The sequence below is a fragment of the Pseudomonas sp. 2725 genome (assembly GCF_050434585.1).
In the GTDB taxonomy this organism is placed as follows: Bacteria; Pseudomonadota; Gammaproteobacteria; order Pseudomonadales; family Pseudomonadaceae; genus Aquipseudomonas; species Aquipseudomonas jessenii.
Genome location: NZ_JBNDIV010000010.1, coordinates 124468 through 138129 on the forward strand (window position 1 = coordinate 124468; position 13662 = coordinate 138129).

Below are 13662 nucleotides of genomic sequence, written 5' to 3' on the forward strand. Positions count from 1 at the left end.
CGTAAAACCAGATGCCCAGTGGCGCCTTGGGGTTTTTCGCGAGCGGGCTCGCTCCTACAGTTTCATCCGTTCACTCCCGTTTACGACAATGACTAAAAATAACAAAATGGTCATGAGTTGACCCTATGTGTCGCAAAAGTTGTTGAGGTACACTCCGACCCAACGAAAACACTCTTCCTGTGAATCACCTGTATAGATCTTGCGAGGTTTGCCATGGCTGACTACAAAGCGCCCCTGCGCGATATGCGCTTCGTCCTCAATGAAGTTTTCGAGGTCGCCAAACTCTGGGCCGAACTGCCTGCACTGGCCGAGACTGTGGATGCAGAAACCGTCGAAGCCATCCTGGAAGAAGCCGGCAAAGTCACCAGCAAAAGCATCGCACCGCTGAGCCGTGCCGCTGACGAAGAAGGTTGCCATTGGGCGGACGGTGCCGTCACCACGCCGGCCGGTTTCCCACAGGCCTATCAGACCTACGCTGAAGGCGGCTGGGTCGGTGTCGGTGGTGATCCGGCCTATGGCGGCATGGGCATGCCCAAAGCCGTTTCGGCCCAGGTCGAGGAAATGGTCAACTCCGCCAGCCTGTCGTTCGGCCTGTATCCGATGCTGACCGCCGGCGCTTGCCTGTCGATCAACGCCCACGCCAGCGAAGAACTGAAAGCCGCGTACCTGCCGAACATGTACGCCGGCATCTGGGCCGGCTCCATGTGCCTGACCGAGCCGCACGCCGGTACCGACCTGGGGATCATCCGCACCAAGGCCGAGCCTCAGGCCGACGGATCCTACAAGGTCAGCGGCACCAAGATCTTCATCACCGGTGGCGAACACGACCTGACCGAAAACATCATCCACCTGGTGCTGGCCAAGCTGCCGGATGCACCGGCGGGGCCGAAAGGCATTTCGCTGTTCCTGGTACCGAAGTTCATGGTCAATGCCGATGGCAGCCTGGGCGCGCGCAACCCGGCCAACTGCGGTTCGATCGAACACAAGATGGGCATCCAGGCGTCCGCCACCTGCGTGATGAACTTCGATGAAGCCGTGGGTTTCCTGGTCGGCGAGCCAAACAAAGGCCTGGCGGCGATGTTCACCATGATGAACTACGAGCGTCTGGGCGTCGGTATCCAGGGCCTGGCCACGGGCGAGCGCTCGTACCAGAACGCCGTGGAATACGCCCGCGACCGTCTGCAAAGCCGTTCGCCGACCGGCGCGCAGAACAAGGACAAAGTGGCTGACCCGATCATCGTCCACCCGGACGTGCGGCGCATGCTGCTGACCATGAAAGCCTCGAACGAAGGGGGGCGTGCGTTCTCCACCTACGTGGCGATGCAACTGGACACCGCCAAATTCAGCGAAGACGCCGCCACCCGCAAGCGCGCGGAAGACCTGGTGGCGTTGCTGACCCCGGTGGCCAAGGCGTTCCTGACCGATCTGGGGCTGGAAACCACCGTACACGGCCAACAGGTGTTCGGCGGCCACGGTTACATCCGTGAGTGGGGCCAGGAGCAACTGGTGCGTGACGTGCGCATCACCCAGATCTACGAAGGCACCAACGGCATCCAGGCGCTGGACCTGGTCGGGCGCAAGATCGTCGGTAGCGGCGGGGCGTTCTACAACCTGTTCGCCGACGAGATTCGCCACTTCACAGCGACCGCCAGCGCGGACCTCGCCGAGTTCACCAAGCCGCTGAACGACGCCGTGACCACCCTCGATGAACTGACTGCGTGGTTGCTGGACCGGGCGAAGAGCAATCCGAACGAAATCGGCGCGGCGTCGGTCGAGTATCTGCAGGTGTTCGGCTACGTGGCCTACGCCTACATGTGGGCCCTGATGGCCAAGGCGGCTTTCGGCAAGGAAGCGCAGGACGACTTCTACGCCAGCAAACTGGGCACGGCGCGGTTCTATTTCGCTCGCCTGCTGCCGCGGATTCACTCGTTGAGCGCGTCGGTGAAGGCCGGTAGCGAATCGTTGTTCCTGCTGGATGCGGGACAATTCTGATGAAGTAACGTTATGTAAGCATTCTCTTACATAACGTGCTGCTGTTCTCCCATAGATGCAAATTGGATCCACAGCTAATCTACTTCTCATGGACGTAGCGCAGGAAGCGCAAAGCAACAACAGGGACACGTAGGATTCTGCCAGGACGGCGGAGTGAAATGGATGTCAGGGAAACAGTCTGCAAAGCCCCGCTTCGGCGGGGTTTTCTTTTGCCTGAAGAAAAGTTTTCAGCTTGGCACATCCAGAGCCTGCGCGCTGTTCAAGCGCCCGTCCGGGCCATTTATCACCTCTTCCAGCAATGTCCTCAGCAATGCCAGCGAGGTCTGCTGCCGTTGCACATCCCGACACACCAAACCGACTTTCAGCGGCACTCGCGGTTCGCTCAGGGGTTTCCACAGCAGTTCGTGGTTACCATGGGTCTTTTGCGAACGACCGGGCAGTACCGTCGCCAGGCGCGTGTGCGGCAGGCTGTCGAGGATGCCGGCCATGTTGTTCAATTCGGCTTGCACCTGTGGGCGACGTCCGAGGCTTGTCAGCTGTGCCTGCCAGATCTGCCTGATCTGAAACTCTTCGCCCAGCAGCAACATCGGCAGTTCGGCAGCCTGACTCATGGACACTTTCTTGAATTCACGCAGCGGATGCTCTGCCGGGATGACCAGGGTCAGTTCGTCTTCGTACAGCATCACGCCATGCAAGCCAGGCTGGCGGGGTGGCAGGTAGCTGATGCCGATATCCAGAGAACCGTTGAGCAGTCGCCGCTCGATTTCCAGGCCGGTCAGTTCGTAGATCTGCACCACCAGATGCGGCTGCGCCTTGCGCACCCGCTCGAGCATCTGCGGAACGAGGCTGGTGTGCACAGTCTGCAATACACCAATGGCCAGGGTGCGCAGTGCCTGACCCTTGAAGTTGCCGAGCGCTTCCCGTGCCCGTTGCAGGCCATCGAGCAAAGGCAGGGCGTGGTTGTACAGCGTATGGGCTGCGAGGGTCGGCAACAGGCGTTTGCTGCTGCGCTCGAACAGGCTCACATCGAGGTTTTGCTCGAGGTGGCGGATTTGCTGGGACAGCGCCGGCTGGGAGATGGACAGGCGCTCGGCGGCCCGGCCCACGTGGCCTTCTTCATAGACCGCGACGAAATAACGCAGTTGCTTGAAATCCATAAGTATTACTTATCGAAAATGCTGGGAAATCGAAATGGCTGAACGCCTCGCCTGAGCCTAGTCTAACCGCATTCACAGGGCTTACAGGGCCACAGAGCGCGATGAATACCCTTTGCTTCGATGGTATTTACATAGGTAAGGCAAAAAACCTCAAAAGGGTTTTTTTCAGATGAACCTGTTCAGTCTGCGCCGCAGCCCTCCCAGTCTTGATGATCTGGTCATGGACGCCTCCCCGCCATCCCAAGGCGTTAACCTTTCCAGCGAGTACTTGATGCCCAGTGTCGAGCGGCCAAAACAGGTGTTTGTGCGTGGCCAGGGTTCATGGTTGTGGGACAGCGATGATCGTGCGTACCTGGATTTTTCCCAGGGCGGCGGGGCCAACAGCCTCGGTCATAGCCCTTCGGTACTGGTCAATGCAATCACAGCCCAGGCTCAGTCGCTGATCAACCCGGGTTTTGGCCTGCATAACCGCGGCATGCTCAGCCTCGCCGAACATTTGTGTGCAAGCACCGGCAGTGATCAGGCCTACCTGCTCAATACTGGCAGCGAAGCCTGCGAGGCGGCGATCAAACTGGCGCGTAAATGGGGTCAACGGCATCGCGGCGGTGCGTCGCGAATCATTGTGGCCAACAACGGTTGCCACGGCCGGAGCCTGGCGACGATTTCGGCGTCGGACAGTTCGACATTGGCCAACCGGTTCGAGCCGCAATTGCCAGGCTTCAGTCGTGTTCCGTTCAATGACCTGCCAGCGTTGCATGCGGCCGTGGATGAACGGACCGTAGCGATCATGCTTGAGCCGATCCAGAGCGAAGCCGGCGTGGTCCCGGCCACCGTGCACTATCTCAAGGGCGTTGAACGCCTGTGCCGTGAACTCGGCATCTTGCTGATCTTCGACGAAGTGCAAACCGGCATCGGCCGTTGTGGCACCTTGCTCGCGGAACAGTCCTGCGGCATCACGGCGGATATCGTCGTGCTCGGCAAAGGCTTGGGCGGCGGCGTGCCATTGGCCGCGCTGCTGGCGCGGGGCAAAGCTTGCTGTTTCGACATTGGCGAGTTGGCAGGTACTCATCACGGTAATGCGTTGATGACTGCGGCGGGGCTTTCGGTGCTCGATACCGTGCAGGACAAGGCTTTCCTCAAGCACGTCGCAGAGGCCGGTCAACACCTGCGTGAAGGGTTAGGGCGTTTGGCCCATCGTTACGGTCACGGCGAGTTGCGCGGACAAGGGTTGCTTTGGGGGCTGACGCTGTCGGACGACTCCACTGACGCGGTGGTCAAGGCCGCGCTGTACGAAGGCTTGCTGCTCAATGCCCCGCAAGCCGACTGCCTGCGCTTTACCCCTGCGCTAAATGTCAGCAACGCCAACATCGATGAAATGCTCCTGCGCCTGGCGCGCGCCTTCTCCCGAGTGCGAACCGCACAATTGCAGTGCCGCAAAGGGATTGCCGTCTGATCAGACGCGCCCTGTACACATTCCAGAACCGTCTCGCGGTAATACGCACGCCCCACGCCCGATACTTTTGGCGTGGGGCGTTTTTTTGTGGCCGGTTTTTTCCAAAGGCAGTTTCGGCTTGAGCGGTTAACACATTAATGGCTTTCTAGCGTGCATCGGCAGGGAGTGCCGGTGCCAGCGAAACGGTGTTGCTGTCGCGTTGGTTTTGATTCCTATACCACTGAGTGGTATGTTTTATGGAAGGGATGCCCATGTCACCAAGGCTGTTCAAGACAAAGCGCTTCGCAATGCAGGCTGCCAAGGCCTGGATCGGTGATGACGAGCTCAGGGAGGCATTCACCGAAATGCTCAATGGTCAGGCTGACAATTTGGGTGGCGGGGTCTGGAAGAAGCGCTTGAATGCCAACCGCCATCGCTCGATTATCCTGGCCAAGGGCGGTGCTCATTGGGTCTATCAGTTTCTGTACGCAAAAAAAGATCAGAGCAATATCAGTCCCAGGCATTTGCTCGACTTGCGAGAGTTGGCCAAGACATATGGTGGACTGACCGAAATGGAAATTCAGCAATTGCTGGATGCAAAGGAGTTTGTGGAGATACTAAATGAGTAAAAAATTCAAAAGTGAGCTATCGGAGTCGATCCACGAATCGGCCAGTGCCTTGTACGCCATAGGTGCAATCAGCAAGGCGACCATGCGTGAGTTCGATGAATCCTGTCTTGCAAGAGTGCCGGATGCGATTCCCGCGCAGGAGATCAAGGCACTGCGCGAGCGCAACAATGTCAGCCAACCGGTGTTCGCGCGCTACCTGAACACCAGTGCTTCCACGGTCAAGCAATGGGAAGCAGGGGATAAGCACCCCAGTGGCATGGCGTTGAAGTTGCTGAGTATCGTGCGCAAACACGGTCTGGAGATACTGGCCTGAGGAATCGGGCTGAACCCTGACAAACGGCACAGGTCGATTAGCTGTAGGGCTCGAGCGAGCCCACCCCAATCAGGAGCTGCCCCATGGACTTTATTCGCATCATCATCGCCATCCTGTTACCGCCATTGGGCGTGTTTCTGCAAGTAGGATTCGGCGGAGCGTTCTGGCTGAATATTCTGCTGACGTTGTGCGGTTACATTCCGGGGATCGTGCATGCGGTGTACATCATTGCCAAGCGCTGAGTCGAGTGTCGGCAGGTAGATCGCCTTCGCGAGCAGGCTCGCTCCCACATTCGACCGAGTTCTTCCAAAGGAACGCGATTAATTGTGGGAGCGAGCCTGCTCGCGATTGAGGCGCCACCGTTTCGGCAATGAACGCAGGCTTCAGTCCACTGAATCCATCACCCGCCGATAAAACAACCACTCCTGCTCCAGCGCATGGGCCTGGTTACCGGCCTTGCGAAAGCCATGGCGTTCATCGGCGTAGTAATGCGCTTCGACCAGGATGCCATTGTCCTGCAGTGCCGTGACCATGTCGCGGGTCTGTTGCGGGACGACCACGGCATCCAGTTCTCCTTGAAAGAAGATCATCGGCACGCGGATGTTGCCGGCATGCAGCAGCGGCGTGCGGGCGGCGTAGCGTTCGGCATCCAGTTGCGGATCGCCGATCAGCCAATCCAGATAGTCGCTTTCGAATTTGTGGGTCGCGCGCCCCAGCGCCACCGGGTCGCTGACCCCATACAGGCTGGCGCCGGCGCGGAACACGTTGTGAAAGGCCAAGGCGCAAAGGCTGGTGTAGCCGCCAGCGCTGCCGCCGCGAATGAACGCCTGATCGCCGTCGATCAAGCCTCGCTGCTTGAGGTAACTGACCACGGCGCAGGCGTCTTGCACATCAACATCACCCCAGCCCAGGTGCAGTGCCTGGCGATAGGCCCGGCCATAACCGCTGCTGCCGCGATAGTTGAGATCAGCCACGGCGAAGCCCCGCTGTGCCCAGTACTGGATACGCGGATCGAGCATCGGGTAACACGCCGAAGTCGGTCCGCCATGGACGAACACCACCAATGGCGGTTTCGCCTCGCCGGTCATCGCCGGGTAGAAGAAGCCGTGTGCTTCGCCTGAGCCACTTGGGTAGCGCAAGGTTTGCGGGCGGCTGATCTGTTCGGGAGCAAGCGGTGCGATGCCGCCGGCCAGCACTTGCACTTGCCGGCTCTGACGGTCGATGGCGATGACGGCGGCTGAACTGACGGGCGACGCCGCGATGCAATAGATGAACTGCTCATCCACGGCGAGATGGCGGAAGCGGCTGTAGTCGCCGGTAAAGTCGGCGCTGGAATCGCCGCCTATGCCCAGTCGGCCAAACCCACCCTCGGTCCAACTGGCCAGATAACTGTTATCGCTCAGCGGCAACCAGGTGCTGCCGCCGAGTTGCCAGGGCGCGGGGCCATGGTCGGCGCTGGCACTTGGCAATGGGCTCAGGCCTTTTTCAGATTCTTTCCAAGGCTGCCAGTAACCCGCGCGATCCGTCAGGCAATACAGGCGACCGCCGGCATCAAACCGCGGTTGTTGCACAGACTCTTGAGTGCCGTCGCCCGTCACACAACGAGCCTCGGCAAAGCCGCCGTTGGCGAGGCGCTCGGCAACCATCAAGCGGGTCGCTGTCCATGGCTGATCCGGGCGACTCCACTCGATCCAGGCCAGGCGCCGGGCATCCGGGCTCAGCGTCGGTGCCGCGTAGAAATCAGCACCCTCGGCCAGCAAGTGACGTGCGCCATCCAACAGATCGATCGCCACCAATCGGTGTTGATCGCGGTGCTCCTCGACCGCCAGCACTTGCCCGTTGGCGAACTGCAGATCGCCATAACGGCACGCCCCGGACGTCAGCCTTTCGGGCGCTTCGTCTTGCAGTGATTGCCGATACAACTGCTGGTCGGCCTCATTGACGAAAACGATTCCATCGTCCGTCAGACAAAACGCCCCACCGCCATATTCGTACACCCGACTTCGAACGCTGAACCCCGGTGGCGTCAGGCATTTCGCTGCGCCGTCACGCCAATGCCAGATCCGGCACGCAGCGTCTTCGGGGCGGTATTCGTTCCAGAACAGGCCCTGTCGACCGACCTGCAGTTCGGCAAAGTCGATACCGGCGGCCACGGCTTTGGCAGCGCTGAAAGGTTCAGCTTTTGGCGATGAGGCGTGAGTTTCGTTCATTGCGAAAGGCCAGTTGGTCGATGGTCTGGGTCGCGTGCCCGGCTTCTTCGCGAGCCTTGAGGATCACGCCGTGTTGTGGCGACTTGCTGCATACCGGGTCGGCATTGCTTGCATCGCCGGTGAGCATGAACGCCTGGCAGCGGCAGCCGCCGAAGTCTTTTTCTTTCTCGTCACAGGAGCGGCACGGTTCGGGCATCCAGTCGTACCCGCGAAAGCGGTTGAAACCGAACGAGTCGTACCAGATGTGCTGCATGCTGTGGTCGCGCACGTTGGGAAACTGCACCGGCATCTGTCGGGCACCGTGACAGGGCAGGGCGGTTCCGTCTGGCGTGACCGTCAGGAAAATACTGCCCCAGCCGTTCATGCAGGCTTTCGGGCGTTCTTCGTAATAGTCCGGCGTGACGAAAATCAGCTTGCACGGATGCCCTTCGGCTTCCAGTTTTGCGCGGTATTCGTTGGTGATGCGTTCGGCGCGCACCAATTGCTCCCAGGTCGGCAAAAGCCCAACGCGATTGAGTTGCGCCCAGCCGTAGAACTGGCAGGTGGCGAGCTCGACGAAGTCCGCTTCCAGTGCGATGCACAACTCGATGATGCGGTCGATCTGGTCGATATTGTGCCGATGGGTGACGAAGTTCAGCACCATCGGATAACCGTGGGCCTTCACCGCCCGGGCCATTTCCAGTTTCTGCGCGAAGGCCTTTTTCGAGCCGGCCAGCAGATTGTTTACCTGCTCGTCACTGGCCTGGAAGCTGATCTGGATGTGATCCAGGCCGGCCTTCTTGAAGTCGCTGATTTTCTGTTCGGTCAGGCCGATGCCGGAGGTGATCAGGTTGGTATAGAAACCCAGCTTGCGTGCTTCAACGATCAGCTCTGCGAGGTCCTGACGCACCAGCGGTTCGCCACCGGAAAAGCCAAGCTGCGCGGCGCCCATTTCCCGCGCTTCACGAAACACCTTGATCCACTGCTCGGTGCTCAGCTCTTTGCCTTGCTCGGCGAAATCCAGCGGATTGGAGCAGTACGGGCATTGCAGCGGGCAGCGATAAGTCAGCTCGGCGAGCAGCCACAGCGGCAAGCCGACCTCGGGTTTGGGCGGTACTTGCCTTGATGAATCAGGCAAGTTCGATCCAGTGCTGCGCACGGGCAACCTCCATGAATTGCTCGATGTCGTCTCCGAGTTCGGGCACGCCGGGAAACTGTCGGTCGAGCTCATTGATGATGGCCGCGACATCCCGTTCACCATCAATCAAACCGCCGATCAGCGCGGCACTTTCGTTGAGCTTGATCATGCCTTCCGGGTACAGCAGCACGTGGCCTTTTTGCGCCGGTTCGTACTGGAAGCGGTAGCCGGGACGCCAGGTCGGGGTCTTGCTGCGATCGAAACTCATAAGGTGATTCCTTTGTGCCAGACCCGTTCCCCGGTCACGCTGTGATACGGCGGGCGTTTCAGTTCGTAGGCCATGCTCATGGCATCAAGCATGCTCCAAAGAATGTCCAGTTTGAACTGGAGAATTTCCAGCATGCGCTCCTGGCCTTCACGGGTGGTGTAGTGCTGCAACGTGATCGCCAGACCATGCTCGACATCACGCCGTGCCTGGCCCAGGCGCGTGCGGAAATACTCGTAGCCGGCCGGGTCGATCCATGGGTAGTGCTGGGGCCAACTGTCCAGGCGCGATTGGTGGATCTGCGGGGCGAACAGTTCGGTCAGCGAGCTGCTCGCGGCTTCCTGCCAGCTGGCGCGGCGGGCGAAATTGACATAGGCGTCCACGGCGAAGCGCACGCCGGGCAGTACCAGCTCCTGGGAACGCAGTTGGTCCGGGTCGAGGCCCACGGCCTGGCCCAGGCGCAGCCAGGCTTCGATGCCGCCGTCTTCACCGGGCGCACCGTCGTGGTCCAGCAGGCGTTGAATCCACTCGCGGCGGATCTCGCGGTCCGGGCAGTTGGCCAGAATGGCCGCGTCCTTCAGGGGGATGTTCACCTGATAGTAGAAACGGTTGGCGACCCAGCCCTGGATCTGTTCGCGGGTGGCCCGGCCTTCGTACATCGCCACGTGATAGGGGTGATGGATGTGGTAGTAGGCGCCCTTGGCGCGCAGAGCCGCTTCGAATTCGGCGGGGGACATCGGGGTGTCAGTCATTGCGGTTCTCCGGGGAACAACCAGGATATGTGTTGCTGCTGCCGGCCTCATCGCGAGCAAGCTCGCTCCCACAGGGGAATGCGGTCAACTGTGGGAGCGAGCTTGCTCGCGATAGGGCCATCCGCTACAGCACAATACTCATGCCGTCATACGCCACTTCAACCTGACGCCGATCCAGTTCCGCGAGTTCTGGCGAGTCTTCATCGAGAATCGGGTTGGTGTTGTTGATGTGGATAAGTACTTTGCGCTGGTTGGGCAATTGCTCAAGCACTTCGAGCATGCCACCGGGGCCGCTCTGCGCCAGGTGTCCCATCTCCCGACCGGTGCGGGTGCCGACGCCGCGACGCTGCATTTCATCGTCATCCCACAACGTTCCATCGACCAGCAGGCAATCGCTGCCGGCCATGATTTCCAGAAGCCCTTCATCCACCTTGCCCAGGCCCGGTGCGTAGAACAGTTTGCCGCCGGTGTTGAGGTCTTCGACGATCAGGCCGATGTTGTCGCCCGGATGGGGGTCGAAGCGGTGGGGTGAGTACGGCGGCGCGGCACTGCGCAACGGCAGCGGGGTGAAGCGCAGGTTCGGGCATGCCGGTACGCTGAAGCTCTGGTCGAGTTCGATGCGATTCCAGGTCAGCCCGCCATTCCAGTGGTTGAGCATGGTGAACAGCGGAAATCCGGTGCTCAGGTCTTCATGGACCATGTCGGTGCACCAGACCTGATGCGGGCATCCTTCGCGCAACATGAGCAGGCCGGTGGTGTGGTCGATCTGGCTGTCCATCAGGATGATCGCGCCGATCCCGGTATCGCGCAGGGCGCGGCCCGGCTGCATCGGGGCGAAGCCCTGGAGTTGGGCGCGGATGTCCGGGGAGGTGTTGCACAGCACCCAGTTCACGCCGTCATCGGAAATCGCGATGGACGATTGCGTCCGCGCCTTGGCCCGCAGGCTGCCGTCGCGAAAGCCCGCGCAGTTCACGCAGTTGCAGTTCCACTGGGGGAAGCCGCCGCCGGCAGCGGAACCTAGAATCTGGACAAACATGGACGCTCCATCATTTCAACGCTGAAAATAAAACGCCTCGGATAACCGAGGCGTTGTGCTGCATCTCTGCCAAAGCTGAGATTAGCGGCTTGCGAAGTACATGGTGACTTCAAAGCCAATACGCAGGTCGGTGTAAGCCGGTTTGGTCCAAGCCATAAATTGAACTCCTTCAGGTAGGGTAGGACAGCGCTATCTATAGGTATAGTCCACCTCAAATCAGAGAGGTTCCAGATAGTTAGGTTGCTATGTTACTCAAAATTTCAAAGAAATTGCCCGTGAAACTTTGAGAAAGCTCCTTGCAGCCCCGGTAATGATCATTTTGCCGCTTGCCATGGCGCACCCGGGGTAATGCTGTTGGCAAGGCACAGCCAGCCGCCTTCGGCCTGATTCAGGCGTTGGGCCGCAGCCAGTAGAACGCTCCGGTCAATGCGCACAATGGCCTCGGGCAGGTGCGTCAGATAATCCGACGAGCGGCCGGCCAGTTTGCCTTGCCAGAGCAATTCGGCCGCTTGAGCCGTGGTGAGCGCAGCGCTGCAAAACTGATCCGCCAGGGCCTGGCGTTGAGCGTTGAAGGTGGTGTCGTCGAGTGCGTTGATCAGTTCCGGCAATCGATTCAGGAATTGCTCAATGTGTTGCAGCAGCTCCACAGGCGCAACGCTTGGCGATTGCACGCCGAACAGCATCCCGGTTTGCCCGTGAATCTGCCGCAGGGCGCTGAACACCGCATAGCCGAGTTGCAACTCCACCCGCAGGCGTTGGTAGAACGGTGTCTGGCAGACATGCGCGAGCAAACGCCACGCGGCTTCGTCGGCCATTTCCTGGGTGGCTGCAGGACAGAACAGCAGTAACGCGTGCTCGCTGGAGGCGGTATCGACAGTGCTCCACAGATGCCGTGCAAGGATCGAAGAGGGCGGCGTCAGTTGATTGTCCGGCGTGCCGGGTATGCGGCTCAAGGCCAGGCCCATGGCCGCTTGTGTCTGAGCCGATAACCCGATGGCCAGCCCATCCCATCGCGCACTCGACCAGAGTGACTGCACGTCATCCGAGTTCGCGGTATGCCCGAGGCAGTATTCGGGTAATGCCTTGAGCAGTTGTCGAATCGGTATTGGCGCAATGCTCGTCGATTCGGCTTGTGAGACAGCGGCGTCAGGTTTTGTCAGTTCTTTCAGCACATGCTCCAGGACGCTGGGCATCGGCTCCTGTAGCCCGTTCAGTTTGAGCAGCCATTCGTTGCCCGATGCACTGAAGGAAAATTCCACACCGGCCTGGTGCGCGTCTTCGCGCAACGGTTGCAGGTGGTTTTCCAGCCGTGATTGAAGGTGGCTACCGGGAGCCGAGTCCAGACGCCAGCGCAGATAAATCGCGCCTTCAGCACCGTTGTCCGGCCATGCCTGGCTGAATTGCATCGGCGAACGTTCACGACGGCTGCGCGAACGGTCCTGGGCAAAAGTGCGCAGGCCTCGGTGGGCGCTGGTCTGGCCGCGAATCAATCCGGCGTTGGCTGCCGGTGCTTCGGAGCACAAGAACGGGTTGGGTGCCGGCAATTGCCATGGGCCGCTGAAGTTATCCACAGCGCCGATTTGTTGAAGGATTTGCTTGAGGGCTGTCACACCTGGCTCGGATAACCCGACTTCGCGTTGTTCGCTGTCCAGTCGGGCCAGTTGCAAGGCGCCGCTGACTTGCTGCTGGCGCTGGAGCAGGGTGGCGTACTCTTCGCGCAATCGGCTCCAGTCTTGCGCGGCAAAGAAACCGAGCCAATCCATCAAGCGTTCTCGGATGCCTGAAGCCGGGTCTGCGGTGGGCAGGGTGAATTCGATATGCAGCAAGGCTTGCCCGGCGAACTGGTACAGCGGCTGGGCTTTGAGGTGATCGGCCAGCCCGCGCTCGCGCAGGTCCGCCATTAAGCCACCGGGTTTTGCCAGGTTCAGCCAGTGGCACAGGAACGCCAACGCATCGGCAGAGAAATCGGGTAGCACTTCAAGGGCAAACAGCAGATCCAGGCGTCGCTCGCCAGTCTGTTGATAACTGTTGGTTGAGGCGTCCATCAGCGGTACTGGGGGCAGTTGAGTGGCTGTCTGGCCTTTGGCAATGACACTGCCAAAGGCTTCGGCCATTGCCTTCAACTCAACGAGACTCTGTGGCCCGGCCAGGCTCAAGGTCATTTGCCCGGTCTGGTAAAACCGCTGATAAAAATCCTGCAACGCCTGCTGAAACTCGGGTTGTTGCAGCGGCAGACTGTCGCGATTGCCGGCATGAAAACCCCGTAGTGGATGAGCCTCGGCCAGGCCATTGAACAGCGCAAATTGCTGCTGCGCCTTGGCATCCTGCGACCAGGCGACAAACTCTGCCTGCAGCACTTCCCGTTCCCGCTGCTGGTCGTCCGGATTCATACGCGGATGGGCGAGCATGTCTGACAAACGCTCCAGCCCACCGGCAAACGCTTGGGGCGGCAGTTCGAAAAAGTAGTCCGTGGTGCGTTCGCTGGTCCGCGCGTTTACCTGGCCGCCATGACTCTGGACATAGGCCATCAACCCTTGCCCGGCGGGAAAACGCTCAGTGCCCAGAAACAGCAGATGCTCAAGAAAGTGCGCCAGGCCGGGCCACGCCAACGGCACATCATGGCTGCCCGCGGCGACCCGCAACGCTGCTGCGCAACGCTTCAAATTCGGGGCATGACGCAGCGTCACCTGCAGGCCATTGGCCAAGGTTTCAGTGTGGGGGCGAGGGTGATTCAGCGCGGGCATGGGCACTTCCAGAAC

13 protein-coding genes are annotated in these 13662 nt (G+C 60.1%); 5 read left to right on the plus strand and 8 right to left on the minus strand.

Annotated elements, in window-relative coordinates:
- Window positions 1–213: 213 nt before the first annotated feature.
- Window positions 214–1992: an acyl-CoA dehydrogenase C-terminal domain-containing protein gene (locus tag ABIE16_RS25895; protein ID WP_429522199.1), complete on the plus strand. Its 1779-nt coding sequence runs from the start codon at window positions 214–216 to the stop codon at window positions 1990–1992.
- Window positions 1993–2219: 227 nt separating this feature from the next.
- Here ABIE16_RS25895 and ABIE16_RS25900 read toward each other — a convergent pair whose 3' ends face one another.
- Window positions 2220–3149 (minus strand): LysR family transcriptional regulator, encoded by a 930-nt coding sequence (locus tag ABIE16_RS25900; protein ID WP_429522200.1) that lies wholly within the window; start codon window positions 3147–3149, stop codon window positions 2220–2222.
- Between the two features lie 169 nt (window positions 3150–3318).
- Here ABIE16_RS25900 and ABIE16_RS25905 point away from each other — a divergent pair, with 169 nt between their 5' ends.
- The 4 genes from ABIE16_RS25905 (at window position 3319) to ABIE16_RS25920 (ending at window position 5765) form a co-directional block, all read left to right on the plus strand.
- Window positions 3319–4602 (plus strand): aspartate aminotransferase family protein, encoded by a 1284-nt coding sequence (locus ABIE16_RS25905; protein WP_429522201.1) that lies wholly within the window; start codon window positions 3319–3321, stop codon window positions 4600–4602.
- 251 nt (window positions 4603–4853) lie between these two features.
- Entirely contained in the window at window positions 4854–5210 is a 357-nt protein-coding gene (locus tag ABIE16_RS25910; RefSeq protein WP_429522221.1) for a type II toxin-antitoxin system RelE/ParE family toxin, read from the plus strand.
- The gene (locus ABIE16_RS25915; RefSeq protein WP_046039442.1) at window positions 5203–5523 is read left to right on the plus strand and encodes a helix-turn-helix domain-containing protein; all 321 of its coding nucleotides are present in this window, start codon (window positions 5203–5205) and stop codon (window positions 5521–5523) included. Before ABIE16_RS25910 ends, ABIE16_RS25915 begins: the two co-directional genes overlap by 8 nt.
- A gap of 83 nt (window positions 5524–5606) precedes the next feature.
- The gene (locus tag ABIE16_RS25920; RefSeq protein ID WP_003228885.1) at window positions 5607–5765 is read left to right on the plus strand and encodes a YqaE/Pmp3 family membrane protein; all 159 of its coding nucleotides are present in this window, start codon (window positions 5607–5609) and stop codon (window positions 5763–5765) included.
- Window positions 5766–5906: 141 nt separating this feature from the next.
- Here the strand turns inward: ABIE16_RS25920 and ABIE16_RS25925 are convergent, their stop codons facing one another.
- The 7 genes from ABIE16_RS25925 to pqqF form a co-directional block, all read right to left on the minus strand.
- Window positions 5907–7733, minus strand: coding sequence for a S9 family peptidase (locus ABIE16_RS25925; protein ID WP_429522202.1), 1827 nt, complete (start codon window positions 7731–7733; stop codon window positions 5907–5909).
- Window positions 7699–8871 carry a pyrroloquinoline quinone biosynthesis protein PqqE gene (pqqE, locus tag ABIE16_RS25930; protein ID WP_429522203.1) on the minus strand — a complete coding sequence of 391 codons (1173 nt, stop codon included), beginning with the start codon at window positions 8869–8871 and terminating at the stop codon, window positions 7699–7701. The genes ABIE16_RS25925 and pqqE overlap by 35 nt, the downstream gene beginning before the upstream one ends.
- Window positions 8843–9118: a pyrroloquinoline quinone biosynthesis peptide chaperone PqqD gene (gene pqqD, locus ABIE16_RS25935; protein ID WP_090451769.1), complete on the minus strand. Its 276-nt coding sequence runs from the start codon at window positions 9116–9118 to the stop codon at window positions 8843–8845. Before pqqD ends, pqqE begins: the two co-directional genes overlap by 29 nt.
- Entirely contained in the window at window positions 9115–9867 is a 753-nt protein-coding gene (gene pqqC, locus ABIE16_RS25940) for a pyrroloquinoline-quinone synthase PqqC (RefSeq protein ID WP_007993179.1), read from the minus strand. Before pqqC ends, pqqD begins: the two co-directional genes overlap by 4 nt.
- A 124-nt stretch (window positions 9868–9991) precedes the next feature.
- Window positions 9992–10903, minus strand: coding sequence for a pyrroloquinoline quinone biosynthesis protein PqqB (gene pqqB / locus ABIE16_RS25945; RefSeq protein ID WP_429522204.1), 912 nt, complete (start codon window positions 10901–10903; stop codon window positions 9992–9994).
- Between the two features lie 81 nt (window positions 10904–10984).
- A complete protein-coding gene (gene pqqA, locus ABIE16_RS25950) occupies window positions 10985–11059 on the minus strand; it encodes a pyrroloquinoline quinone precursor peptide PqqA (protein ID WP_003444522.1) in 75 nt (24 codons plus the stop codon).
- Between the two features lie 158 nt (window positions 11060–11217).
- Complete coding sequence (gene pqqF, locus ABIE16_RS25955; protein WP_429522205.1) at window positions 11218–13647, minus strand: pyrroloquinoline quinone biosynthesis protein PqqF; 2430 nt, start codon at window positions 13645–13647, stop codon at window positions 11218–11220.
- Between the last annotated feature and the right edge of the window lie 15 nt (window positions 13648–13662).

What these genes read in the sequence shown, in the direction of transcription:
- ABIE16_RS25895 (WP_429522199.1), top strand. Translation starts at nt 214, where the DNA reads ATGGCTGACTACAAAGCGCCCCTGCGCGATATGCGCTTCGTCCTCAAT.
- ABIE16_RS25900 (WP_429522200.1), bottom strand. Translation starts at nt 3,149, where the DNA reads ATGGATTTCAAGCAACTGCGTTATTTCGTCGCGGTCTATGAAGAAGGC.
- ABIE16_RS25905 (WP_429522201.1), top strand. Translation starts at nt 3,319, where the DNA reads ATGAACCTGTTCAGTCTGCGCCGCAGCCCTCCCAGTCTTGATGATCTG.
- ABIE16_RS25910 (WP_429522221.1), top strand. Translation starts at nt 4,854, where the DNA reads ATGTCACCAAGGCTGTTCAAGACAAAGCGCTTCGCAATGCAGGCTGCC.
- ABIE16_RS25915 (WP_046039442.1), top strand. Translation starts at nt 5,203, where the DNA reads ATGAGTAAAAAATTCAAAAGTGAGCTATCGGAGTCGATCCACGAATCG.
- ABIE16_RS25920 (WP_003228885.1), top strand. Translation starts at nt 5,607, where the DNA reads ATGGACTTTATTCGCATCATCATCGCCATCCTGTTACCGCCATTGGGC.
- ABIE16_RS25925 (WP_429522202.1), bottom strand. Translation starts at nt 7,733, where the DNA reads ATGAACGAAACTCACGCCTCATCGCCAAAAGCTGAACCTTTCAGCGCT.
- pqqD (WP_090451769.1), bottom strand. Translation starts at nt 9,118, where the DNA reads ATGAGTTTCGATCGCAGCAAGACCCCGACCTGGCGTCCCGGCTACCGC.
- pqqC (WP_007993179.1), bottom strand. Translation starts at nt 9,867, where the DNA reads ATGACTGACACCCCGATGTCCCCCGCCGAATTCGAAGCGGCTCTGCGC.
- pqqB (WP_429522204.1), bottom strand. Translation starts at nt 10,903, where the DNA reads ATGTTTGTCCAGATTCTAGGTTCCGCTGCCGGCGGCGGCTTCCCCCAG.
- pqqF (WP_429522205.1), bottom strand. Translation starts at nt 13,647, where the DNA reads ATGCCCGCGCTGAATCACCCTCGCCCCCACACTGAAACCTTGGCCAAT.